This is a genomic window from Clostridium sp. (assembly GCF_036642255.1).
In the GTDB taxonomy this organism is placed as follows: Bacteria; Bacillota; Clostridia; order Clostridiales; family Clostridiaceae; genus Clostridium_J.
This window is the reverse complement of record NZ_JAVWDJ010000003.1, coordinates 70,562-94,799: the sequence shown is the minus strand read 5'-3', so window position 1 is coordinate 94,799 and position 24,238 is coordinate 70,562. Positions and strand designations below refer to the sequence as shown.

Annotated in this window: 19 protein-coding genes, 2 pseudogenes and 1 other annotated feature; of the genes and pseudogenes, 14 read left to right on the top strand and 7 right to left on the bottom strand. The window is 33.1% G+C overall.

From position 1 onward, the window contains the following. Positions 1 to 312: 312 nt before the first annotated feature. Both RR409_RS02290 and RR409_RS02285 read right to left on the bottom strand, forming a co-directional pair. Complete coding sequence (locus tag RR409_RS02290; RefSeq protein ID WP_332556099.1) at positions 313 to 777, bottom strand: GNAT family N-acetyltransferase; 465 nt, start codon at positions 775 to 777, stop codon at positions 313 to 315. 28 nt (positions 778 to 805) lie between these two features. After that, entirely contained in the window at positions 806 to 1,495 is a 690-nt protein-coding gene (locus tag RR409_RS02285) for a PAS domain-containing protein (protein ID WP_332556098.1), read from the bottom strand. Between the two features lie 474 nt (positions 1,496 to 1,969). Here RR409_RS02285 and RR409_RS02280 point away from each other — a divergent pair, with 474 nt between their 5' ends. From RR409_RS02280 to RR409_RS02255, 6 genes are all read left to right on the top strand, one after another. Continuing rightward, complete coding sequence (locus RR409_RS02280) at positions 1,970 to 3,355, top strand: tryptophanase (RefSeq protein WP_332556097.1); 1,386 nt, start codon at positions 1,970 to 1,972, stop codon at positions 3,353 to 3,355. A gap of 184 nt (positions 3,356 to 3,539) precedes the next feature. Beyond that, the gene (locus RR409_RS02275) at positions 3,540 to 3,782 is read left to right on the top strand and encodes a hypothetical protein (protein ID WP_332556096.1); all 243 of its coding nucleotides are present in this window, start codon (positions 3,540 to 3,542) and stop codon (positions 3,780 to 3,782) included. A 264-nt stretch (positions 3,783 to 4,046) separates the two neighbouring features. Further along, positions 4,047 to 4,276: a binding site (T-box leader), on the top strand. Positions 4,277 to 4,363: 87 nt separating this feature from the next. Continuing rightward, the gene (gene thrS, locus RR409_RS02270) at positions 4,364 to 6,271 is read left to right on the top strand and encodes a threonine--tRNA ligase (RefSeq protein WP_332556095.1); all 1,908 of its coding nucleotides are present in this window, start codon (positions 4,364 to 4,366) and stop codon (positions 6,269 to 6,271) included. A 224-nt stretch (positions 6,272 to 6,495) separates the two neighbouring features. Beyond that, positions 6,496 to 7,680 carry a sensor histidine kinase gene (locus RR409_RS02265; RefSeq protein ID WP_332556094.1) on the top strand — a complete coding sequence of 395 codons (1,185 nt, stop codon included), beginning with the start codon at positions 6,496 to 6,498 and terminating at the stop codon, positions 7,678 to 7,680. A gap of 3 nt (positions 7,681 to 7,683) precedes the next feature. Then, positions 7,684 to 8,373, top strand: coding sequence for a response regulator transcription factor (locus RR409_RS02260; protein WP_332556093.1), 690 nt, complete (start codon positions 7,684 to 7,686; stop codon positions 8,371 to 8,373). A gap of 187 nt (positions 8,374 to 8,560) precedes the next feature. Next, positions 8,561 to 9,964, top strand: coding sequence for a dienelactone hydrolase family protein (locus RR409_RS02255; RefSeq protein WP_332556092.1), 1,404 nt, complete (start codon positions 8,561 to 8,563; stop codon positions 9,962 to 9,964). Positions 9,965 to 10,449: 485 nt separating this feature from the next. On the opposite strand, the gene RR409_RS02250 is transcribed toward RR409_RS02255, so the two are convergent. The 3 genes from RR409_RS02250 to RR409_RS02240 are packed head-to-tail and all read right to left on the bottom strand — an operon-like array spanning position 10,450 to position 13,187. Beyond that, positions 10,450 to 10,710 (bottom strand): hypothetical protein, encoded by a 261-nt coding sequence (locus tag RR409_RS02250; protein ID WP_332556091.1) that lies wholly within the window; start codon positions 10,708 to 10,710, stop codon positions 10,450 to 10,452. Beyond that, positions 10,703 to 11,935 (bottom strand): MFS transporter, encoded by a 1,233-nt coding sequence (locus RR409_RS02245; RefSeq protein ID WP_332556090.1) that lies wholly within the window; start codon positions 11,933 to 11,935, stop codon positions 10,703 to 10,705. The genes RR409_RS02250 and RR409_RS02245 overlap by 8 nt, the downstream gene beginning before the upstream one ends. 4 nt (positions 11,936 to 11,939) lie before the next feature. Then, positions 11,940 to 13,187 carry a glycosyltransferase gene (locus tag RR409_RS02240; protein WP_332556089.1) on the bottom strand — a complete coding sequence of 416 codons (1,248 nt, stop codon included), beginning with the start codon at positions 13,185 to 13,187 and terminating at the stop codon, positions 11,940 to 11,942. 183 nt (positions 13,188 to 13,370) lie between these two features. Here RR409_RS02240 and RR409_RS02235 point away from each other — a divergent pair, with 183 nt between their 5' ends. The 7 genes and pseudogenes from RR409_RS02235 to RR409_RS02205 all read left to right on the top strand — a co-directional run bounded on the left by RR409_RS02235 (position 13,371) and on the right by RR409_RS02205 (position 20,690). Then, complete coding sequence (locus RR409_RS02235) at positions 13,371 to 13,943, top strand: TetR/AcrR family transcriptional regulator C-terminal domain-containing protein (protein WP_332556088.1); 573 nt, start codon at positions 13,371 to 13,373, stop codon at positions 13,941 to 13,943. A 262-nt stretch (positions 13,944 to 14,205) separates the two neighbouring features. Next, positions 14,206 to 14,481 (top strand): CD3324 family protein, encoded by a 276-nt coding sequence (locus RR409_RS02230; protein ID WP_332556087.1) that lies wholly within the window; start codon positions 14,206 to 14,208, stop codon positions 14,479 to 14,481. A gap of 386 nt (positions 14,482 to 14,867) precedes the next feature. Beyond that, positions 14,868 to 16,412 (top strand): ABC-F family ATP-binding cassette domain-containing protein, encoded by a 1,545-nt coding sequence (locus tag RR409_RS02225; protein WP_332556086.1) that lies wholly within the window; start codon positions 14,868 to 14,870, stop codon positions 16,410 to 16,412. 370 nt (positions 16,413 to 16,782) lie between these two features. Next, positions 16,783 to 17,643, top strand: a complete 861-nt coding sequence (locus tag RR409_RS02220; protein ID WP_332556085.1) for an AraC family transcriptional regulator — start codon at positions 16,783 to 16,785, stop codon at positions 17,641 to 17,643. A gap of 867 nt (positions 17,644 to 18,510) precedes the next feature. Further along, positions 18,511 to 18,860, top strand: a pseudogene (locus tag RR409_RS02215) (DUF2200 domain-containing protein). Between the two features lie 192 nt (positions 18,861 to 19,052). Continuing rightward, the gene (locus RR409_RS02210; protein ID WP_332556084.1) at positions 19,053 to 20,258 is read left to right on the top strand and encodes an aldo/keto reductase; all 1,206 of its coding nucleotides are present in this window, start codon (positions 19,053 to 19,055) and stop codon (positions 20,256 to 20,258) included. Between the two features lie 264 nt (positions 20,259 to 20,522). Continuing rightward, positions 20,523 to 20,690: a hypothetical protein gene (locus RR409_RS02205; protein WP_332556083.1), complete on the top strand. Its 168-nt coding sequence runs from the start codon at positions 20,523 to 20,525 to the stop codon at positions 20,688 to 20,690. Here the strand turns inward: RR409_RS02205 and RR409_RS02200 are convergent. Both RR409_RS02200 and RR409_RS02195 read right to left on the bottom strand, forming a co-directional pair. Beyond that, a complete protein-coding gene (locus RR409_RS02200; protein ID WP_332556082.1) occupies positions 20,673 to 21,953 on the bottom strand; it encodes a M28 family peptidase in 1,281 nt (426 codons plus the stop codon). The genes RR409_RS02205 and RR409_RS02200 overlap by 18 nt on opposite strands. A gap of 223 nt (positions 21,954 to 22,176) precedes the next feature. After that, the gene (locus RR409_RS02195; RefSeq protein WP_332556081.1) at positions 22,177 to 22,752 is read right to left on the bottom strand and encodes a hypothetical protein; all 576 of its coding nucleotides are present in this window, start codon (positions 22,750 to 22,752) and stop codon (positions 22,177 to 22,179) included. Between the two features lie 302 nt (positions 22,753 to 23,054). On the opposite strand from RR409_RS02195, the pseudogene RR409_RS02190 reads away from it, so the two are divergent. Further along, positions 23,055 to 24,081 (top strand): annotated as a pseudogene (locus RR409_RS02190) (IS3 family transposase). Positions 24,082 to 24,238 lie beyond the last annotated feature (157 nt).

Below are 24,238 nucleotides of genomic sequence, written 5' to 3'. Positions count from 1 at the left end.
TTGGGGTGAACCCCCTGCAGAAAATACTTCATCAGAGAATTTGTGTATAAATAGGTAATAATCCTTACTAGCTTATGTAAAATAACTGTTTAAAGGGGAAGTTAAAATTATCTCATATAATATGAAAATCCATATAACAAATTGGAAAATATATTACGCCCTTTTGTGAGTTAGACGTAAAGAAAATATAATAGCTAAAATGATGTGCTCCCCTTAAAGTAGATAGATTTTAAAATGAAAAATCTGTTACTTCAAGGGGAGTGTTTTTGTGTTTTAAAAGTAAATATACAGTAAATGAAAAAAAGGAATCAACTAAAACAATACCTTTTCAACAAGAGTGCTTTTTCCTGCTTCAGGATCATTTAATTCTTCAATATATTTATAGCCTAAGGTGTAATAAAAGTTTAATGATGTCAAACTTGCATGTAAACGTAAAAATTTAATTGACTTATGCTTAGCTACTTCTTCAATAAAACACATTAGTCTTCTACCTATACCACGGTTATGATAATCGATATTTACATAAACTGCACAAATAATATGCTTATCTAAGCTTGCAGTGCCAATAAGCTTACCATTTAATTCAGCCACATATATATCACGGGCTTTAGCTATTTCTATTATGTGTTCAGAAGTGTAAAGATCACACATGTTATTGATAATATGTGCAGGATAGTCTTTGCTATTTACTTTAATCAAGTTTCTCTTTATTATGTCGCATACTTCTATACTATCACTACTTTCAAATCTTCTTATAATAATATTCTCAGGTTTCATTATTACACCTCACACTATGGATTTTGAGTTATGCATTATCCGGATCTTTATTTAGTTTGTTAATATAACGATAAACGGTTGGTTCTGAACAATGAAGTTGTTTTGCCACTTCACTTACAGCACCTTTTAGCATAAAAACACCCTTTTGAATTAAAATATCAATAACATCCAGTCGTTCATCCTGGGTTAATCTATCAAGAGGAATGTTCTTTGAAGACAATACTTTATTAAGGGCATTTTCAGTTGCTTCAGAAATAGAACCAGAAAATGTCTCAACTTCATCATCTGATAATGTATTAACAGATTCATAGGTACAGTGCTTTTCAATTAATTCATTTGGGTGACAAAGCTGCATTATTTCATTGCTGAGATTTACAAATTTTCTATCATCGAAGTTGATGCATAACATTCCCACAAGTTCCTCGTTTTCATCCTTGATAAACATAGTTGAGGATCTAAGTATATTCTGGTCTTTTGAAATCCCGGGGTAGTTTAATTTGTAGTTACTATGCATATAAAGCTTATTTGAGATTGTATTTAATCCCATATTTGTCATGGGGGCGCCTATGGTTCTACCACTGATATAGCCATTTGCGATGGCTACTAAGGAATTAGTTTCACTTCCAATATCGTATAAAGCAACCTCATAGTCTGGTCCTAAGGTTTTTCCTAAAAACTCTACGAGAATGCTATATTGTTTTAATGTATTATCATTCATATTTTCACCTACTCTTATAATTTCGTAAAGCTATATCTTTATAATTTATAAATATATTTTATCACTATAAAAATAAAAATACTAATAATATTTTATCAACATAATAAAATATTATCTAAGTAATAGAAGAAAAGCTACATAAATGCAATGGCATGGTATATAAAATAGTTATAATATAAGAAATTAAATATGAATAGGCAAATTAACAACATATTTATTGACTAAAAATTATTACGATGATAATATTATATTAAAGGGATTATTAATTTGTAAAATTAATTGTCTGAATAATCGAAAAAGAATATAAATTGGGAATAGTAAGTGATGGCTTAGTGATTGAGGACACATCTTATAATAGATGATACCTATAGGCATATCTAGAAGTACAAAGTATTTTACTTTTTATGTCTTATTTAGAAGTTATTAATTTTTAACTTGATTATAAATTAAAATAAAAGTCATGGGGGGATTACAATGGGCGTAAAATATATGCCAGAACCGTTTAGAATTAAAATGGTAGAGACAATTAAAATGCTTACACGTGAGGAAAGAATACAAAAAATTGCTGAAGCAAAATACAATGTGTTTAATCTTAGAGCAGAAGATGTTTATATTGATTTATTAACAGACAGTGGAACAAATGCAATGAGCCAAGAACAGTGGGCGGGTATTGTTAGAGGTGATGAAGCCTATGCTGGTGGATCAAGTTACTTTAAACTTGTAGATGCAGCAAAAGATATTTTTGGTTATAACTATATCCAACCAGTTCATCAAGGTCGTGCTGCAGAAAAGGTTATGTTTGGATTATTACTAGGAGAAGGTCAGTACTCTATCTCTAACACGTTCTTTGATACAACAAGAGCACACGTAGAAGCAACAGGTGCTAGAGCAATTGATGCAGTAGTTGCAGAAGCTAAAGATCCAGCGAAGAGAGCTCCTTTTAAAGGAAATATGGATATTGAAAAATTAGAAAGCTTAATTAGAGAGTATGGAGCTGAAAAGATTGGTCTTGTTGTTGTAACAGTAACAAACAACTCAGCGGGTGGACAACCAGTATCTGTGCAAAATGTAAGAGAAACAGCTGCGGTTTGTAAAAAATATGGTATAAAATTATGTATTGATGCTGCGCGTTATGCTGAAAATGCATACTTCGTAAAAGAAAGAGAAGAAGGTTATGCAGATAAATCAATAAAAGAGATTGTTAAAGAGATGTTTGGATATGCTGACATGTTTACAATGAGTGCTAAGAAAGACACAATTGTAAATATGGGTGGATTAATTGGAATTAAAGATAATGAAGAGTTAGTTCAAGCTTGTAAAGAAAGAACAATTTTATTTGAAGGTTTCATTACTTACGGTGGACTTTCAGGCCGTGAACTTGAAAGTTTAGCAATTGGACTTTATGAGGGACTTGATGAAAATTACTTAAGATATCGTATTGGACAAATGCAGTATCTTGCAGGAAGACTTGATGATGGTGGTATTTCATACCAATCACCAGTAGGTGGACATGGCGTGTTTATAGATGCTAAAGCATTGCTTCCTCACATTCCATACTATGAATTCCCTGGTCAAGCTCTTGCAATAGAACTTTACATTGAAGCTGGAATACGTACCTGTGATATTGGATCATATATGCTAGGAAATGATCCTGATACAGGTAAACAGTTGAAATCAGAATTTGAATTTACACGTCTAGCAATTCCACGTCGTGTTTATACACAAGCTCATTTTGATGTTATGGCAGAAGCTTTGATTGCTATTAAAGAAAGAGCTAGTGAAGTTAAAGGATACAGAATTACATGGGAGCCAGCAGTTCTTAGACACTTCACAGCACATCTTGAACCAATAGGAAAATAAGAATTAATATAGAGACTTAAACTTCTATTATTATCTCTGAGGTTATATGATAGCCTCAGAGATTTTATGTTAATGCAGTACGTTTAAATGATTCTGCCATAGGATTTGAGGCATTGTTTAAACCAGAGTATTTGGGTTTTTGCTTACGCTCAGGATTTTTCTCAACAACTTTAGCTGAAGGGGTATGATTACCTATGGTTCATACTTAGATGATAAAGTAGATACTGTAAACAGTACAATTATTATAGTTTTTGCAAATTCAAGTTTTGATCTTATTGTTGGAGTATTAGTATTCTCGACACCAGGATATTTAGTAAGTAATAAGGGAGTAGAATTTACATCTTTTGGTACAGGTGCAGGTGCTGCATTTATTGCAGGGTTATTATCAAGTATTTCAATGTTAGAATCATTCGCTACCGTGCACTAGATAAATTTAAATTTTAAGAGAAAAGCTTGTTGCAATTCTTACCACATTGGCGGTAGAGAAGAAAAAAGGTGATATAATCCTATTTTGAGGTAATAGGCAGAAGCTCTTACAGCTTGCCTCTAAATTATAGGTTGAAGTAATTTGTTATTAAATTCAAAAATTTCAAAATAGATTCGCAAAATGTATTTACAACATATGAAAGAAATGATAATATATAATATTAATAAGAGAAAAGTAGTATTTACTTTTCTAAAATCAGATATGAAATGGGCTAAGATAGGGAAAAGTACTATAGAAACAGTTTTCAGAGAGGGAGTGTCACCGGCTGTAAGCATTCCTAAATATGACTATAAGAAAAACTACCCTGGAGCTATGGCTGAGTAGCAAACTTCGTAAAATGCCATCGGTGAAAATCGTTAAAATGTTTTGAGAAGAATTGAATTATTTTAATTCAATTTGGGTGGAACCACGGATATTATGCATTCGTCCCAAGACCGGGATGGATGCTTTTTTTATATCAAAAATTAGGCAGATTTGTAATGTGACTTAAATTAAAATTTAGAAGAAGGAGGTAATGAGGTATGATAAGTGTAAAACTTAAAGATGGATCAGTAAAGGAAATTTCAGATGGCTCAAGTATTTATGACCTTGCAAGCTCAATTAGCAAAAATTTAGCTAAAGCTGCAATAGTGGGGGAAGTAAACGGAACCCTAGTGGATTTAAGCTACAAATTAAAAGAAAATGATGAGGTTAGTATCCTAACCTATGAAGATGAAAAAGCAATTGAAGTTTTGAGACATTCTACATCTCACGTTATGGCTCAAGCAGTCAAGCGAATTTATAAAGACGCAAAGATTGCCATTGGACCTTCCATTGACAATGGATTCTATTATGATTTTGATATTGAAAATCCACTATCTATTGATGATCTAAGTAAGATTGAAGCAGAAATGAACAAAATAATAAGTGAAAACTTAAGCTTAGAGAGAATTGATATTTCAAGAGAAGAAGCAATTAAGCTAATGGAGGAAAAAGGAGAAACCTATAAAGAAGAGCTTATTAGCGAGTTTCCAGAGGATGAAAAAATATCCTTATACACACAAGGTGAATACATTGATCTTTGTAGAGGACCTCATATACCTTCTACAAAATATATAAAAGCCTTTAAGCTTTTAAGTGTAGCAGGAGCCTACTGGAGAGGTAGCGAAAAGAATAAGATGCTTCAAAGAGTCTATGGAGTTGCCTTTGCAAATAAGGCTCAATTAGATACTCATTTGCACAATTTAGAAGAAGCTAAAAAGAGAGATCACAGAAAATTAGGCAGAGAATTAAAGTTATTTACTTTTGCAGAAGAAGGGCCAGGATTCCCATTTATGCTACCTAAAGGTGTGGTTCTTAAAAATATTTTAATTGATTTTTGGAGAATACTTCATAATGAAGCGGGCTATGTAGAAATTGAAACTCCAATAATGCTTAATAAAAAACTATGGGAAACTTCAGGTCACTGGTATCATTACAAAGAAAACATGTATACTTCAGTAATTGACGAGGAAGAATTTGCTCTAAAACCAATGAACTGTCCTGGTGGAATGATGGTGTACAAATCAGAAGCTCATTCCTATAGAGATTTTCCAATGAGAGTTGGGGAACTTGGAAGAGTTCACAGACACGAACTTTCAGGTGCAATGCATGGACTCATGAGAGTAAGAGCTTTTACACAAGATGATGCTCATATATTTATGCTACCTAGTCAGATTAAATCTGAAATAAAAGGTGTTATAGATCTTATTGATAAGGTATATTCGAAATTTGGATTTAAATATAATCTTGAACTTTCTACAAGACCAGAAAATTCTATGGGAAGCGATGAAGACTGGAAGTTAGCAGAAGAATCCTTACAAGGTGCCTTAGATGAGCTGAATTTGCAGTACAAAGTAAATGAGGGTGATGGAGCCTTCTATGGACCTAAGATAGACTTTCATCTTGAAGATAGTATAGGTAGAACATGGCAATGTGGAACAATTCAATTAGACTTCCAGTTACCTCAAAGATTTGAACTTGAGTACACAGGGGCTGATGGAGAAAAGCATAGACCTATAGTTATTCATAGAGTTGTATACGGAAGTATAGAAAGATTTATTGGAATACTAATAGAGCACTTTGCAGGAAAATTCCCAACTTGGCTTTCACCAGTTCAGGTAAAAGTACTTCCTATATCAAATAAATTCAACGATTATTCAGAGAAAGTTAAAGAGCAACTAAGAGCTAAAGGAATAAGAGTTGAAATGGATTATAGAGATGAAAAGATAGGATATAAAATTAGAGAAGCTAGAAATGAAAGAGTTCCATATATTATTGTTGTTGGAGAAAAGGAAGAGATGGAAGGAAAGATTTCTTTACGCAGCAGAAATAACGGAGATGAAGGAAGTTTAGATTTAGGAGCGTTTATAAATAGGATCAATGGAGAAATAGTGAATAAAGAACTGTAATAATATAAATTTTAAAATAGTAGCTATCCTTTTTCTGTGGGGGGCTACTATTTTTTCTATAAGTAACCCTATTAAGGGTAATGGCGAAGTTAAGAGCAAACCAACTTGAAGGGTTACAGTGAGTTGCCAAGGATTTCCTCAGAGCATATAATAAAGGTAGTATTTGGAATAGAAAAACATCTAAAGGAATAGAATTTAGAAGAATGGTGTCATGGGGGGATTTTATGACAAGGATTTTTGATATCAGAAACTTTACAAATGGGATAAAGTTATTTACCTACATTTCTGCCACAGTTTTATTAATTGTAAACAACAATTTTCAAAACTTGACACGAATTATACCAATTATAGTATTTATATTTTTTACTAATTATTCAAGAGATTACTTCATAGTTTCAAAGAACAAAGCTATAGGTTATGTAATAACAAGTATGGCTATTGAAATGATTCTCATATTATCCATAAGCTTTTTTGATAAAGAAAATATTAACCTACTTTTATTTTTCGTTTTTGTATCCTCAACGGTGATTATACATCCCTTTATATATTCAATTTTTTTAGTGGCTGTGTATTTAGGTTCTACTTTTTTTATTTTCATTATACAAAGTGGATTTACTCAAGCTATGCAATCATTTCTTGCTATGTTTTTTAATTATGGGGTTTCTATAGCCTTTGTAGTTGGGATGAGCTATTTGGTAAAGGTGCAGATTCGGGAAAAGGAAAAGCTGGCAAGGACCAAGGCTGAACTGGAAAAAACCTATAAGAAGCTTATAGAAACTTCAGCAATAGCAGAAGAGCTTACAGTGGAAAAAGAAAGAACTAGAATGGCTAGAGAGATTCATGATACTCTTGCTCATACTTTAACAACATTGATTATCCAGCTAGAAGCTTGTAAAAAACTGTCTTCAAAGGACCCTTCTAGACTACCTATGGAACTAGAAAAGGCTCAGAAATTATCAAGAAGTGGCTTTAATGAGGTAAAACGCAGTATAAAAGCACTAAGACCTCAAGTTATGGAAGAAAAATCTTTCTTCGCTTCCATAAATGCTATTATCAATGAAACTATGGAGAACACCAAAGTGAAAATTGTGTTAAACAACTTACTTCCAAAAAATATAAAGCTAGCATCACAGCATGAGGTTGCGCTGTTTAGGATTACACAGGAAAGTATTACAAACTCCATAAGACACGGACAGGCCAGTGAAATTGAAATTTATATGGAAAAGCAGGAAAATGATATCAATTTAAGAATTTCTGACAATGGCTACGGATGTGCAAATATGAAAAAAGGGTATGGTACCCAGGGGATTCAGGAAAGAGTTGAAAGTCTAAAGGGAACTGTGGAATTTGAAAGTTTCCAAGGTAAAGGCTTTAAGACAAAGGTATTAATTCCTTGTGAGGTGTTATAGAAAATGAAAATTAAAGTAATGATTACAGATGACCAAAGACTCATGAGAGAAGGACTTAAGACTCTTCTTGATTTAGAGGAGGATTTAACTGTAGTAGAGCTTGCTGAAAATGGAAAAGATGCACTAGAGAAGCTTCAAAGTGCCAAGCCTGATGTAATCCTCATGGATATCCGGATGCCTGTGATGGATGGGGTAGAATGTACAAAAGTCATAAAGCAACAGTATCCAAGGGTTAAGGTTATTATTTTAACTACCTTCGATGATGACGAATTTATAATAGAAGCTTTGAAAAACGGTGCTGTGGGATATATTTTAAAGGATCTTTCTTCAGAAAAGCTGGTGGAAGTCATTAAAGATGCCTATAAAGGGAATTCAATAATGCAGCCTGAAATTGCAGCAAAGGTGATTTCTCACATAACCGGCTCAACAAAAGAATCCACGCACCATGAGGTTCCTAAGGAGATTCACATGAATACTACTAAAGTTATAAATCATATATCAGAACTTACGGAACGTGAAGGAGAAATACTCCACCTAGTGGGAGAGGGAATGTCTAATACTGAAATAGCTAAGAAACTTTATATTTCAGTGGGGACGGTTAAAAATTATATCAGCAATCTTTATAGCAAATTGGAAATAGATGATAGAAGCAAATTAACTTTATACGCAATTAAGGTAGCTTCAAAAAAATAACAAGTATGTTATTTCTCAAAAGTTCTTTGATTTCTTCAATTGTTAGTTAAAATATATATCTAAAATAAAATAATATGACCCAAGTCATAGGTCACTATGACTAAAGTTGTTACCCAAGACACATGTGTAAAAACCTCCTAAGATTTACAATTAATATATAACGAATTGTAAATTTTGGAGGTTTATTATGTTAACTTTTCTAGAAATCATTATAGTAGTATTAAATATGACAGTGATCGTATGGCCTTTAATCACTAGTAAGAAGGCCCCTCGCTCTATTGATTTTATTCCTTTAGCTGCGGTAGTTGTTCTTATACTTCATATTTTCATTGACAAGGATACTGTAGCAGCAAGGTTTATTCCACTTTATATATTCACAATCACTATGTTTTTAGTTTCAATTCAGAAAATTTTCAAGGGTAATTCTAAGGAACCAAAACATGGAGTGAAAGCTAGCATAGGCCGCGTATTTCAATTAATTTTATTAGCAGTGTGTGTATTTATTCCAACCATGGTAATACCTTTTTATTCACTTCCAGAACCAACAGGGACCTTTGATGTAGGAACAGTGGTTATGGATTTTACAGATAATAACCGCACAGAAACTCTTTCAAAATCAGGCGGTAATCGAAAAATTGCTGTTCAATTCTGGTATCCTTCAGATAGACAGGAAACAGAAGTTAGGTATGATATAGAAGGTGTACCAGTTTCTACAATACAGAAGCAATATCCGCTAGTTATATTTTCTCATGGAGCTTTTGGAATGCGTATGAGTAATGCTTCAACTTGTAGGGAATTAGCTAGTCACGGCTATATTGTAGCTAGCATAGATCATGCATATCAAGCTTTTTACACTTCTTTTGCAGATGGAAAGGTAGCAATTGTAAACAATGATTTTCTAAATGAGGCCATAGGAGTTCAGGTAGATGATATTAAAGGTCAAAAGGCTTTTGATATCACCCATAGTTGGCTTGATTTAAGAACTAAAGATATAAACCTTGTAATTGATAGTCTTAAAGCAGGAAACCTTGGAACAAATGGAGAATTTTTAAAGGGACACATGGATTTAAATAACATTGGGCTTTTTGGGCATTCTCTTGGTGGAGCTGCATCAGCTCAGGTTGCGAGAGTACGTGATGATGTGAAGGCTGCTATTGTTATTGATGGAACAATGATAGGAGATATAAAAGGTTTAAATAGTGATAATAGTGAAATCATCACAGAAGAGAAGTTCACTAAACCACTTATGTTAATGTATGGTTCCTTATTTCAGCAGGAGGAAGCTAAAAAGTCAGCTTACCTACCCAATATCCAGGCGTATAATAATTCTACTAATGCTGCATACTCCTTATTCATAAAGGAGTCAGGACATTTAAACTTTACAGATCTTCCAAGAATATCACCATTTTTAGCACAAAAGCTTGGAGTTGGTACTGTAGACTCTTTTGTATGCATAAAGATAGTTAATGATTATTCTTTAGCTTTCTTTGATAAGCATATAAAAGGACAAAATAGCTTACTATTAGAAAATAATACACCTAGTGAACAGGTGGAATTTAGTAAGAGAGTTTCTGAGATTGTAGGAAGATAAATGATTACTAGAAAGGCATAATCACATTAGAAGATAAATATGTTTCTCCTAACTTTCCTAGATTTGCTTATAAAATTGGGGCAGAAATGGGCTGGCGTCAGCAACTTAAAGCAAATGGACTAAAGGTGAGTGACTTGAATATAAAGAGAGAAATCTAATTGATAAGGTTTATTTGGCTAAAAAAATGTTTTTTATGATTAACTCTCTGGTACAATATGAGGTAAACAAAATTTTGAAGCTGCAGTTTAGGATAAAGTACGATGAACCGTATCATAAGTAAATGAGATTTTTTAATGTGTGCTTATGCTTATTAATATATTTAAATATGTTGCATATGTAAGTGAGCTTAGGTATATTTAATATTTTAAAAGATTGTAAAGTACGAGTTGCAAATAGTTTATCAGTGCTTATATAACTAAGTACAAATATAAAAAGCCCACAAGGAAAGCCTGGTTTAAAGCTTAGCATGCCTTGTGGGTAGTTTTCTACTTTCTCAAGTTTTTAATTTTTATTTTGCTTTTAAGAAGTTGTGGGAGTATAAATAAAGCTGCTGGTATTATGGTTAAGTAGGGGAAGTAAGGCTTAACACTATAAATAACTGTTTTGAAAGAGCTTAGAGCTATTGCGAACTCCACACCGGTAATCATTCTAAAAGCAATATAAGCTGCACCCAATACAGCTACAGTTGCTAGAGGTGACAACAAAAGCAATAGCATAAATAAAATCCTTTTAAAAATTTTATTCACTTAAAATCACCTCATTTAAAGTTATTTTATCATATTTTCTGGTTAGTATATAACATAGGATTCCAACTATAAGCATCAATACTCCTGCACATATCATCCAGGAGCTAATGCCTATTAAACTAGATAAAGGTCCTGCTATAAACATTCCTATAGGAGCCGCAAAGCTCATTACGCTAGTCACTAGGGAAATAACCTTACCCAAGTTTTCCTGCGGTATTGTCTTTTGTATATAAGCGGTGAACGGAATATTAGACAACATCCCCGTTGTACCCATTATGAAAATAACTATACAGAATATCCAGAAGGCACCAGAAGGAAGTGTCCCTCCTACTAAAGAGCAAACTCCCAAGGTAAATATACCCACAGAAATCATGAGAAACTGCTTTCTTATTCCTCCAGTTATGCTTATTACCATTGCACCTATAAGCATTCCACTAGAAAATAGAGTTTGCACAATTCCATTATGCCAGGCAGTACCATGGAAGTATTCTTTCACTATTAAGGGTAACAGGGTGCCCATAGGTACAAAAACAATTGTTGAAAGAAGTATTGGAATGGACACTGTCATTAGTGCTTTATTTGCTTTTATAGCCCTTATACCTTGTTTTATATCTGCTATAATACTGAACTTGGTTGAATTCACAGTGTGCTTTGCTATCTTAACCGAAGAAAGTGTCAGTACAGCTAAGAAAGCACTTAGTACGTCAACGACCATTGCATATTGAAGAGTTGTGACACTCATTAAAAAGGCTCCAAGCATTGGCCCCACCATAGAGCAAGCTGACTGAATCATTTGTCCAACACCTCCAACTTTAGTAAGTTGATTTTCAGGGACAATCTGTGGGATGGCTGCCTGCATTGCCGGCTTGTGGAAGGTTTCTCCTAAGGCCCTGATAAACAAAATGAAGTAAATAAATATCAAAGAAGGTGTAGTGAAAAAGAAAGATAGACCTAGAAAAAGACTAGACACTGCAACAGCGCTATCAGCAATTATCATTATGGTTTTACGGTTGAATCTATCTATCCAAACCCCTGCAAAGGGTCCTATTACGGCCTGTGGCAGGAGGCCCACTACGCTTGCAGCTGTAAGGGCCATAGCAGAGCCTGTTTGAAGAGTAATCCACCAGATTATTGAAAACTGAACAGCACTGGAGCTTAAAAGTGAAAAGGCTTGACCTATATACATGGTAAAGAAAGTCTTGTGCCAATTTTGAAGGTTTTTCATAGAATTACCTCCTTAGACTGTGTACAATAACTTTTGCACATTCTCTAGCACCGTTTTCAGTGGAGATGTTTGCTGCTAGAATCTTTGCATTTTGGGCAATTTTATCCTGAAGGGCATAGTTAATAGCTTCAGCCAGATTATCAGAAGTTAACTTCTTTATAGGAATAGGCTTTGAACCAACTCCAAGGTCATAAGCTCTATGAGCCCAAGCATGTTGGTCGTTGGCAAAAGGTATAATAACGCTTGGAACACCAGCTGCAAAACTTGCAGAGGTAGTTCCTGCCCCTCCGTGATGGCATACTGCTGCAACTCTATCAAAAAGCCAGGAGTGAGGTATGCTATCTATAGCTATTATATTCTCTGGTAAATTGTGAAGCTTACCCATTCCACAGATTATTCCACGTCTGTTAGCTTTTGAAAGAGCATCTATAATCAGTTTAGATAAGGCATCTTTCTGATCTTCATGAAATACGCTACCAAACCCAATATAGACAGGCTTTTCACCAGAACTTAAAAAATGTGCTAGTTCCTTTGAAGGAGTATATTCATTTGGCTCATTTACAAACCAATACCCATATTGATGTATATTCTCATTCCAATCACTTGGTCTTTTGAAAACAAAGTTACTGCAGGATATAACAGCAGGTTGTGTTTTCACTGTATGACGCTCATAAGGCTTACCAAAATTTTTAGGAAGTCCTCCGAATTCTTTCTTCCAAAGGTATTTCACTGAGTTGTTTGATGCTAGCCACAGCATACTTTGAAGCATATGGTAGCTAATTATATTTTTAAATGGAGAGGATTTAACTCTTCCATACTGAATTACAGAGGTCTGCTCTTTTGTTTTGTGCATTGGGAAGGGAGAAGCCAAAATAGCAGGTATACCAAGCCTTTCAGCGGCAAAATAACCGATGGTGCAACCAGGGTGATAAATAATTAATTCGCTTTCTTCACAGGCTGCATAGAATTCATTAGCTATGGTTAACCCATATTTTTTCATTTTATTGAAGGTTAAAAGCATCTTTAATGGGTTGTCTGCTGATTGGGCTTCCTTAAGCATGTTCTCATCAACATTAAGGGATTTGAAATCTGCCTGTATAGGATAAAAATCTATGCCATAGCTTTTAACAAAGTCTTCAAATTCTCTCATACCAGTAATACGAACATCTCTTCCTAACTTCTTAAGCTCTTGTGCAAGAGCGATATATGGCTGAAAATCTCCTCTTGAACCTGAACAAAGTATTGTAATCATGTATTATTCCTCCTTGTATTATCCGACAACTTGTTGTATATTTACAGTATAATTGTGTTTTAATTGTCCATCAACCAACAATCAGAGGATGAATGTCGGATTCTAATGGGGATAGGGAAATGAAATAGGACACTGAACAATTAATATTTGCTCAGTTCGGAATAAGGAATACAGGAGGAAAATATGAAAAAGCAGCTCGAAATAACCGCACAGACCAAGCAGAACTTAATTGATGCATTCTGGTGCTTATATTGTGAAAAAAGAATTGAAAAAATAACTATTAAGGAAATAACACAGAAAGCAGGCTACAACAGAGGGACTTTCTACGAATATTTTACAGATGTTTATGATGTACTAGAGCAGATTGAGAAATCCCTCATACCTACAATTCATGAGTTGCCTCCAATTTTTATACCAAATGAAAATATGGGGATGCCACTTGATATGTTTATTACTCTCTATGAGCAGAACAGCAAATACTATTCTGTGTTACTTGGTGATAATGGTGATCCTGCTTTTGCAAGCAAGCTGAAAAACTCAACAAAACCTGTTATTAGGCAAGCATTCCTTGGAAAATACGATATAAATTCTATAGAATTTGACTTTATCCTAGAATTTGTTCTTTCAGCTATGATAGGCATAATGAGCTACTGGTTCAGGGAGGATAAAATATTACCTGCAGAAGATTTAGTCTCACTAATATACGATATTATGGAAAATGGTGTTATGAAGCGTGTTCAGAGTAATGTATTATAAAATACCATAGATTTACGTTTAAAAATATTAAAAGAAATATGGCAAAAATCTATAGTGTTTCGAGTATAATAGATAATTATAAAGAAAAAAAGAGTAGGAAGTGAATGTATATGTGTCTAACTATAGTAGTAGGCTCCATGCAAAGGTTGTAAAATATGAAAAACTTATGCTTGGAGCTAATAAATAAAAATTGAGTTTTTCATATTTGATTAAGCCTTTGCATCTTCATTTAGGAACTAAATGTAGATGGGAGCGAAGATTTATGAAATATGAGAAAGCAGAAAATATATTACCAAATAATATAATAGAATTAATTCAAGACTATATTGATGGTGGGTATATCTATATACCTAGAAAGAATGAAAATAAGAAGTCCTGGGGAGAAAATACTGAAACCAAAAGGCAGCTTGAGGCTAGGGATAAAGAAATTTTTTATAAGTATTCCTCTGGAGCGTCTGTGAAAATTCTATGTGAGCAGTATTTCTTAACGGAAAGCAGCATTAGAAGAATAATTAGAAATCAAAAAAAATATGGGTGAGATGAGCTTCCATGATAAAGAATGAAAGTATTCATTTTCTAGAAGCTTTAGAGCAACCAAGGTAGGTTCATTTATAAGTTAAGCTTTGACTTTGGTTCCCTATATTTGAGGTATATTTTCGTAGTTTTTACTATGGAAATATACCTTTATTCTTATATAAAAAGTTCAACTTTGCTACACTTAAAATAAAGTCGTCAAAGTCCTGATATTAGCGGCTTTTACGGTATTACAAAAAATTCCAAGTAATTGTAGCTTCTTAAGAGGTGTGTGAATAAACGCTTTTGTTCTTTTGTGGTTATATTTATTACAGAATCATTTGCAACCTTGGGTCCTTGTACTGATGGATGATATTATTATATATGAGGGTACAAGGAGGTGCACAGTTTATGAGCATTTTAACAATTGAAAACATGAACCATTCTTTTGGTGATAGAATACTTTTTAGCAATGTATCCTTTAATCTATTTAAGGGAGAACATGTTGGTCTAATTGGTGCTAATGGAGAGGGTAAGTCAACCTTTATGAAAATTCTTACAGATCAGATTTTGCCCGATAGCGGTAATATTCAATGGAATAGAAAATTCACCATTGGGTATATGGATCAGCTTGTGGATTTAAAAGTAGGAGTTACCACAATAGATTTCTTGAAAGAGGCATTTATAAATCTATATAATATGGAAAATAAAATTAATGATTTATATAATAATCTTGGTAATATGAATACAGAAGAAATGGATAAAGCCTTAATTAAAATAGCTCAATTTCAGGAGATATTAGATAAAAGTGATTTTTACACCATTAATTCAAAAATACAGGCAATGGCAATTGGCCTTGGATTTAAGGAGCTGTTAGATAAAGAAGTTTCTGCTTTAAGTGGTGGTCAGAGAACTAAAATTTTACTTGCTAAGCTGCTTTTAGAAAAGCCAGATATTTTACTGTTAGATGAGCCCACTAACCATTTGGATGAGGAGCATATAGAATGGCTTAAAAGTTACTTGATAGAGTATAAGAATGCATTTATATTGATATCTCATGATAATAGCTTTTTAAATAGTGTAGTAAATGTAGATTATCATCTTGAACACAAGGAGCTAACAAGATATGAAGGGAACTATGATTATTTTGTTAAGCTTTATGAGATAAGGAAAGAGCAGAGACTCATTGAGTATAAAGAGCAACAAGCGGAAATTAAAAAGCTCGAAGATTATATAAGAAAAAATAAGGTGAGAACAGCAACTGCAAAACAAGCTAAAGCAAGAGAAAAAAAGCTCAATAAAATTGAGAGAATAGAAATCAAAAAAGATATGATAAAGCCTTATTTCAATTTTATAAGTGTAGCCATACCAGAAAGTATAGTTCTTCAAACTAGCAATTTAGTTATAGGTTACAATGAACCCTTAAGTAAGCCTCTAAATTTAAAGATGAAGAGGGGAGAAAAAATTGCAATAATTGGGGCCAATGGACTTGGTAAAACAACTCTTCTAAAAAGCTTACTTGGACTTCTAAAACCTATAGATGGGGAAATAAGCTTAAGTGAATATATAAAAATTGGTTATTTTGAGCAAGAAATTACAGAAAATAATACTACTGAAGTGTTAAAGGATATGTGGGATACCTTTCCACATATGACGGTGACAGAAGTTAGAAGAAGTCTTGCTCAATGCGGATTAACAAGGCAGCATATAGAAAGTCCTATTAATATACTAAGTGGAGGAGAGCAAGCTAAAGTAAGATTATGTAAGCTGATTAATAGACCTTCCAATATATTGGTTTTGGATGAACCCATAAATCATCTGGATATTCATGCTAAAAGTGAACTTAAGCGTGCATTAAAGGAATATGATGGTAGCATAATTCTAGTTTGTCATGAACCAGAGTTTTATAGTGATATTGTAACAGAAGTATGGAATTGTGAGGATTGGGTAGTTTGAGGTAGCTGAAGACATCGTATTGTAAGTAATAGCATATTTACAAAATATGTTATAATGAAAAGTAAATAATATTAAGTAAAAGATAAATTGCAATTGATGTCTAAATAAATAATGAACATATTGTTTAGATATCAGTTAGATTTTTTATAAATATTAAAGCATAAGGTTTTACAAATATACAAGACATATCTTATGAATTATAAAAATTCCTTAAGGAAATTGTGTGAAAATTACTAAAAGAGATTCAAGTTTTTTAAGGATATGAAATAAGAAAATTCTTAAATTAATATGATACGATAAATGTAGTATAGAAAATATCGAGTAGAAATATCTAAAAATATTTATTATAGAAATAGAGGTGAGGAAAAGAATGTTACAGGAGTTTAATAAGGTAATGGAGTATATAGAGAATAATTTGACCGAGGTTATTGAAGTAGAAAAAATCGCTCAAATTGTTGGAGCATCTGATTATCATTTTCGTAAAATGTTTTCTTATATTTCAGGAATGTCTTTAAGTGAATATATTAAGAATAGAAGATTGGCAAATGCCAATACTGATTTGATAAAGGGAGAAAAGGTTACTGATGTAGCTTTTAAATATGGGTATCAGTCAGTAGATGGATTTACTAGGGCATTTAAAGGATGGATGGGTGTTCTGCCTTCAGAAGTTATTAAAACCAAAGCTCAAAAATCTTTTCCTAAGCTTTCATTTTATTTAAATATTAGAGGAGGAGTTTCTATGGATTTTAGAATTGAAGAGAAAAAAGCATTTAATATTATTGGAGTGAGCAAAAGGGTTCCAATACAATTTGAAGGAGTGAATAATGTTATTTTAGAACTTGCTAAGAGTATATCAGATCAACAAAGAGCTGAAATGCATGAGTTCAAGGATATGTACCCTCATAGAGTGGTGAATGCGTCTTACGATTTTGATGATGGAATATTGGAAGAAAAGGGAGAATTAGCCCATATGATAGGGTTTGTTTCAGAAAAGCATAATAAGTTTGAGGATTTAGATGAAATTTCTGTTCCTGCATTGACGTGGGCTATATTTCCTAATGAAGGACCATTCCCTATGACTCTTCAAAATACTTGGGCACAAATATATTCAGAGTGGTTACCATCATCAGGATATGAGCTAGTGAAGGCTCCTGGAATATCGTTTACTGAACATGATAAAGGAACTGATAGCAAATATAGTGAAATTTGGATTGCAGTAAAGAAGAAATAGATGAAAATTTTATATATAAAATAATATACAAATAAATATAGAAAGTTAGACAAGGAACTAGATAAGAGAAAGAGTAAACTTTTCTAAGCTTAAGAGGAGGATAAAATAGAATATCATTTTAGGCTGAAATTATCACAATTAATAAGAAGTATTTGCTAAATTAAATTTAGGTATGATACTAAACTTCGTTTTATAAAAAAACCTTGATAATATTGAAATATATTATCAAGGTTTTTTTATAAATTAAGTTATTGACACACTTGTGTGGAAATTTCTTGTTTTCCATAATCATAAGTAAGGAAATCTAACTTAACGGATAAAGTTTTAATATAACTCCTTCTTCTCTTTCTGGTAGTGCTTGCCAAGCAGTTTCTAAAGATAACAAGAATTTAATAACTTAAAATTTTTTTAATAAAAGGTATTTAAATATGTTTATCTCAAGAGATAGAAGTATATATTTTTTTCTTTACATAAAAAAGCATAAGTTATACTAATTAAGGAGAACTGAATCACAAATAAATAAGGTTTATTGTCTTAGTCATTTATATAACTTGCCTAAGACTATTTTTACAGATAAAATACCGTATCGTAAATAATGATGAATTAACAAGATATGTTTTAATAAAAAGAAAGATAAATATGAATTTGGTAAATAGAATTGAAAAAATTTCTATTATATTTTGAGAGCTAACAAAGCATATGTTAAAAGCCTCACTTGAAACTAATACGGAGAACCATATCATAAATAATGGCGATTTTAGCTGTTACTAATATCAAATATTGTATAGGATTTACATAAAAATAGGACTATTCTTGTGATATAATAAATAGTATTATTTAAGAAAATTATTTAAGTGAGGTTTTATTATGGCCAAACATAATATATATACAATGAGCATAGCAAGAGTACATCCTCTTTTGGTTACGAAGGCGGAGAAAAAGGGACGTACTAAAGCGGAAGTGGATGAAATCATCCTTTGGCTCACAGGATACACCAGGAGGAGTTAGAAGTCCAACTGGAAAAACAGATAGATTATGAGACCTTCTTTGCTGAAGCTCCTAAGCTTAATCCTTCCAGGATTTTGATCAAAGGTGTGGTTTGTGGTGTCAGATTGAAAGATATCGAAGAACCAACTATGAAGGAAATTCGCTATTTGGATAAGCTCATCGATGAGTTAGCAAAAGGAAAAGTCATGGATAAGATTTTGAGAAAATAATAATTTAAGAAGAATAAGCACTGATTCCATATATATATTCCATTAAAGTTTATACCTTTGTAATTTAGGGTTGTGATTATTTAGTAATTACTAAAATGTATTTTCATTACTAGAACATATATACAATATAAAGAATCGGTGTTTTTTGAATCCACAATATTGGCATTAATTAAATATAAGGGGATGTACTTAATGGAATCAGAAGGAAACAAAAAAGTTATGCAGTACAGAAAAGATAGGAAAGGGAAGGGCATATCTATTCTTAGTTATGGATGCATGCGATTTACGAAAAAAGGCACCAGCATTGACTTGGACAAAGCTGAAAAAGAAGTGATGGAAGCCATCGAAAGCGGTGTCAATTATTTTGATACTGCTTATGTTTATGTAGGAAGTGAAGCAGCACTTGGGGAAATACTTAAAAGAAACTCTTGCAGAGAAAAGGTGTATATAGCAACCAAGCTTCCACACTATATGGTTAAATCTAAAAATAGTCTGGAAAAGTATTTTCAAGAACAATTAAAGAGGCTGCAAACAGATTATGTGGATTACTATTTGATGCATATGCTCACAGATGTGGATACCTGGGAGCGTCTAAAAGCTTTAGGGGTAGAAGATTGGATAAAGGAAAAAATGGATAAAGGCCAAATCCGAAATATAGGATTTTCCTATCATGGAAGTACGGATATGTTTATAAAATTAGTAGATGCATATGATTGGGATTTTTGCCAAATTCAATACAATTACATTGATGAGCACAGTCAGGCTGGTAGAAGAGGTCTTGATTATGCAAATAAAAAGGGTATACCAGTTATTATAATGGAACCACTTAGAGGTGGAAGATTGGTAAATCTGCTTCCTGAAAAGGCAAAGGATATTTTCAAACAGGATTTAAGAAAGCGTACACCTGCTGAATGGGCCTTTAGGTGGTTATGGAACCAAGAGGCAGTTACTTCAGTTCTATCTGGCATGAATTCCCTTGATATGATAAGAGAAAATATAAGGGTTGCCTCAGAAGTTAAAGTTGGTGAGTTTTCAGAAGAGGATTTTGCTTTAATACACCAGGTAAAGAGTGAGATAAATAAGAATGTGAAGGTTGGATGTACAGGCTGTGGTTACTGCGTGCCATGTCACAAGGGGGTTGATATTCCAGGTGCTTTCCACAGTTACAATATGATATATTCAGAGAATAGAAAATCAGGTTGGCGTGACTATATAATGTGTACTGTAATGCGAAAGACACCAAGTAGCGCATCTCAGTGTGTGGATTGTGGGAAATGTGAAAAACACTGCCCACAGAACATTGAAATTCGCAAGGAATTAAAGAATGTGAAAAGGGAACTTGAAACTCCTGTTTATAAAATTGCTAAAGCAGCAGTTGGATTGTTTAAATTGTGGTAATATCTCTTTTCTCTTTGGAATATTAACCTTAAATTTAAGCTTGTAACTATTTACTTTATGTTGCTGTAAGTGATATAACTAAAATAATATATTATACTATAGAAACCCTCAGCCTTGTAATTAGGACTGAGGGTCTTGTTTTAGAATGAACACCATAACAGCAAGAATCAGGACGAAATTAATATGGATTACTTGCTAAAATTAACTCAGCTAATATTATGAGAAAAGCAAAATGTACAGCATAAGGTGAAGGGAAGTGGTTAAATGGCGACCAAAATCAATCTCTCCTTTGAAGAGATGTGGGAAAGAATCATGGCTTGCGATAGTAAATATGATGGCCTATTTTTTACAGCAGTAAAAACAAGCTATTTAAATAAAAAGGCTTACATCCCAGGATGTAAGCCTTTCTCGCTATTATTTCTTTTCAGATGATTCCTCTTTTTCAGTATCTTTACCAAAGTATTCATCTAATTTCTTTCTCATATTTTCTGGAATTTTTCTTTCAATTGGGAATACCACTGAGTTTACCACTGATTCACTGAAATCTTTAGTTATAACAGTAGTTTTTTCTAAAGCTTCAGCACTTAAATAGTCCATAACATCGTGTCGAGTATGGATAAAAGCTCCCCCTTGAGGTGCAAAACGGCAGAAGGTAAGAGAAGGAATTCCTGCATCAGCAAAGGCTGTGGAATCACTTGAGTAGATATCTTGATCTACCTTAAGTGGGAAGCCTTTAATTTTAGCCATATGATTAATATAATCAACTAAGCTTTGCTCAGCAGTAACTAAAGCCATTTCTTTTCCAAGAATTGATCCAGCCACATCTACGTTGATCATTAGAAGATGGTTTTTAAGTTCTTCTTCATGAGCTTTTAAATAAGCTTTACTTCCAAGAAGCCCAACTTCCTCAGAGCCGTACCATACAAATTTTAAAGTTCTCATTGGTGGATTTTCCTTAAAGTGTCTAAGAAGTTCCATTATAATAACTGAACCAGCACCATTGTCATATACCCCTGTACTGAAAGGAACACTATCATAGTGAGCACCAAAGGATATTATTTCATCAGGGTATTTAGTACCTTCTAAGGTTACCACCACATTATGAGAAGTAAGTTCTATATCTTCAGTAATTAGTTCTACTTTAACCTTAGAGGCTTTGTTTTGAACCATATGAAAGCCGTCTTTCATTCGAATATTTAAAGCAGTTACTTTTCCATATTGAGTATTCTTTTCACGCATTCTAGCTACAGTAATATCAGTTTTGTCTTCTTCGTCCCTGGCAGTACCGCTCATAGTTATATAACCAGCGATGCCAGCTTTCATAAGTTTTTTGTAAACCTTAGGGTTTGGCCCCATGTTCATAAGTACAAACTTTCCTTTAAGATCAACTAAATTTGCATCTAGTCCATCTTCTATATATATAAAATCTGTAGTTATTCCACCTTCAGGTGTACTAATGGAGCAGTTATATGGTGTAATCTCATATTCCCTTTCAAAAGGCTCAACTACCTTTAGTGTAGCTTTTTTTATTTTAGAAGTAGGAACTTTAAAATCCTCTAAGTGTCCGCTGCAGCCTATTGAAGCTACTTCTTCCAGTAAAATGTTTGCAGCTCTTAATTCTTCTTCTGAACCGCTGGTTCTTACAAAACCAATCTTTTTTAAAAGTTCAAATTCTCTTTCACAATTTATTGTCATAATATTTCCCCCCGTCTATTTAGTTATATATATTATACCAAAATTGAAAGAAAATTCAAAATACCAAAAAATCTGCATAACAACAAAAAAGGAAGGAATGTTTTCAGTAGCCATAGTATAACTGAGAACATTATATACTTCTTTTGCAATATAAGAAGGAGGGTAATTACACCCTCTCTCTGAATTGAAGCAAATTGCATGTATTAATATAATATAGATTAATTTAGCAAAGAACAATGATTTTATAAGGTGTAGTTTGAGGAGGTATGCTCTTGGTAGTAGGGCCATAAACAACAATTAGGTTTTTATTTCTAGGTAATCCGTTAAAAAGCTGATCGTTTCTCAAAATTACCTCAGTAAATGGGGCGATATTTAGTTTCAAATTTCCATCGCTGCTTATAAGCTGATTGTTAAAATAGTCTACAGTAACATTTTCATATACTGTGTCTTTCACCATAACAATTGCAGGGTATTGCGGCGGATAAATAAGGAGGGCAGGTGCATTTGCATCGTAGAATCCAGTTACCTCATCTCCTACCTCTACCAATTCATGGTCTAAAAAATAAGTTTCTGGGGATATCACAAAATTTACTGGTCCCATGTCGATGCTTTCCAGTGACATCATTTTATAGCAGCCTACTGATGCATCATCTTCGCTTGTGTAAAAGTCTTCAATCTTTGTAACGGTACCACTGAAAGGTGCAAATTTTAATGATGTATTCCTTAACTTTGCATTTAAGGAGGAGTAAGTAGCATGATTCATGTAGTGAGGATAGTAGGGAAATTTGTTATTATACATATAATACTCCTTTATATTGATAGAATATAAACTTCACTAATAATATATTTCATATTCTGAGAAGTGCTACATAATGTGAAGTAGACAGTTGTTACTAAGATTAAATGTTAAGAAAGAAAAATAGGGGTAAACTCATATGTTTTATAAAAAAGAGTAAGGAATTAAACTAAACCGAATTCATTGATGTGCATTTTATAAGTCCATGGCTTTTTTATGTTATAATAAGCAAGTAAGTAAAAATTTATCTAATAGTGTTAGTATAATTTAATGGACACGAGTACAGATAACAAGTTAATATATCAATGTTGGAAGGAAGTGTCCGTGTGAGAGTTACAGGAAAGATATATACGTACGATTTTAAGAAAATGTTAATAGAGGTATATAATTCAGGCAAGCCAGTGCTTGAACTATGCAGCGAATATGGCGTAACAAGTGCAACCCTATATAAGTGGATTAAGAACCCACCTAGCAATGAATCAAAGAAGCCTATAATAAAAATTGATGATAAGCCGAAGGCTGTGGATAAAGACAAAGAGTTGATTAAGCTTCAAAAGGAAAATGAACGCATTAAAGAGGAAAATGAAATATTAAAAAAAGCTATCGCCATATTCGCAAAGGAAGAATATCCATATTAGATTTTATTGATGAAAATAAGGGGAACTATTCGGTTAAAACTATGTGTAAGTGCTCAACATACCCAGGAGTACTTATTACAAGTTCCTGGATAAGACTCCAAGTAAGAGGACTATTGAAAATCAAAAATATGAATCTGAGATACTTGCTATTTATAAAAAGAGTAGCAAGCGATATGGTGCACCCAAAATTCATAAACTGCTCACAAATCAAGGCTTTAAAATAAGCATTAAACGAGTTCAGAGGCTTACGAAAAGGTTAAATATAGCATCAGTTATGGATATTCACACAAGAAAGATAGTTGGATATTCATTTTCAAAAACCATGGATACAAACTTAATTATTGCAGCCTTAAAAAATGCATACGAAACACAAAGGCCTAACGGCTCCGTTATTTTTCACTCTGATCTTGGAACACAGTATACTAGCGAAGCGTTTATAGAGCAACTAAAAAGATACGACATTACAGCCTCGTACAGCGGTAAAGGGTGTCCTTACGATAATGCTTGTATAGCGTCTTTTCATTCTATCTTAAAGAAAGAAGAAGTTAATCGTGTAACATACTATGATTTTGCTGCCGCAAGGCTGGCGCTCTTTAAGTATATTGAGGGGTGGTATAACAGGCAGAGAATTCATGGGTCAATTAGTTATTTAACGCCTCAGGCTAAAGAAGACTTGGCTAAGGCGTCAAACTGATAAAAAATTGTGTCCAAAATATTGACCTAGGTCAAAATCATAAGGTATAGTAATTTGGAATAATGACATGGGAACCGTATCATAAATAAATGAGGTCTTAGCGTAAAATAACATACCATAGTCGGCGCTTTAGGTCCGTACTCAATACCTGCACTTT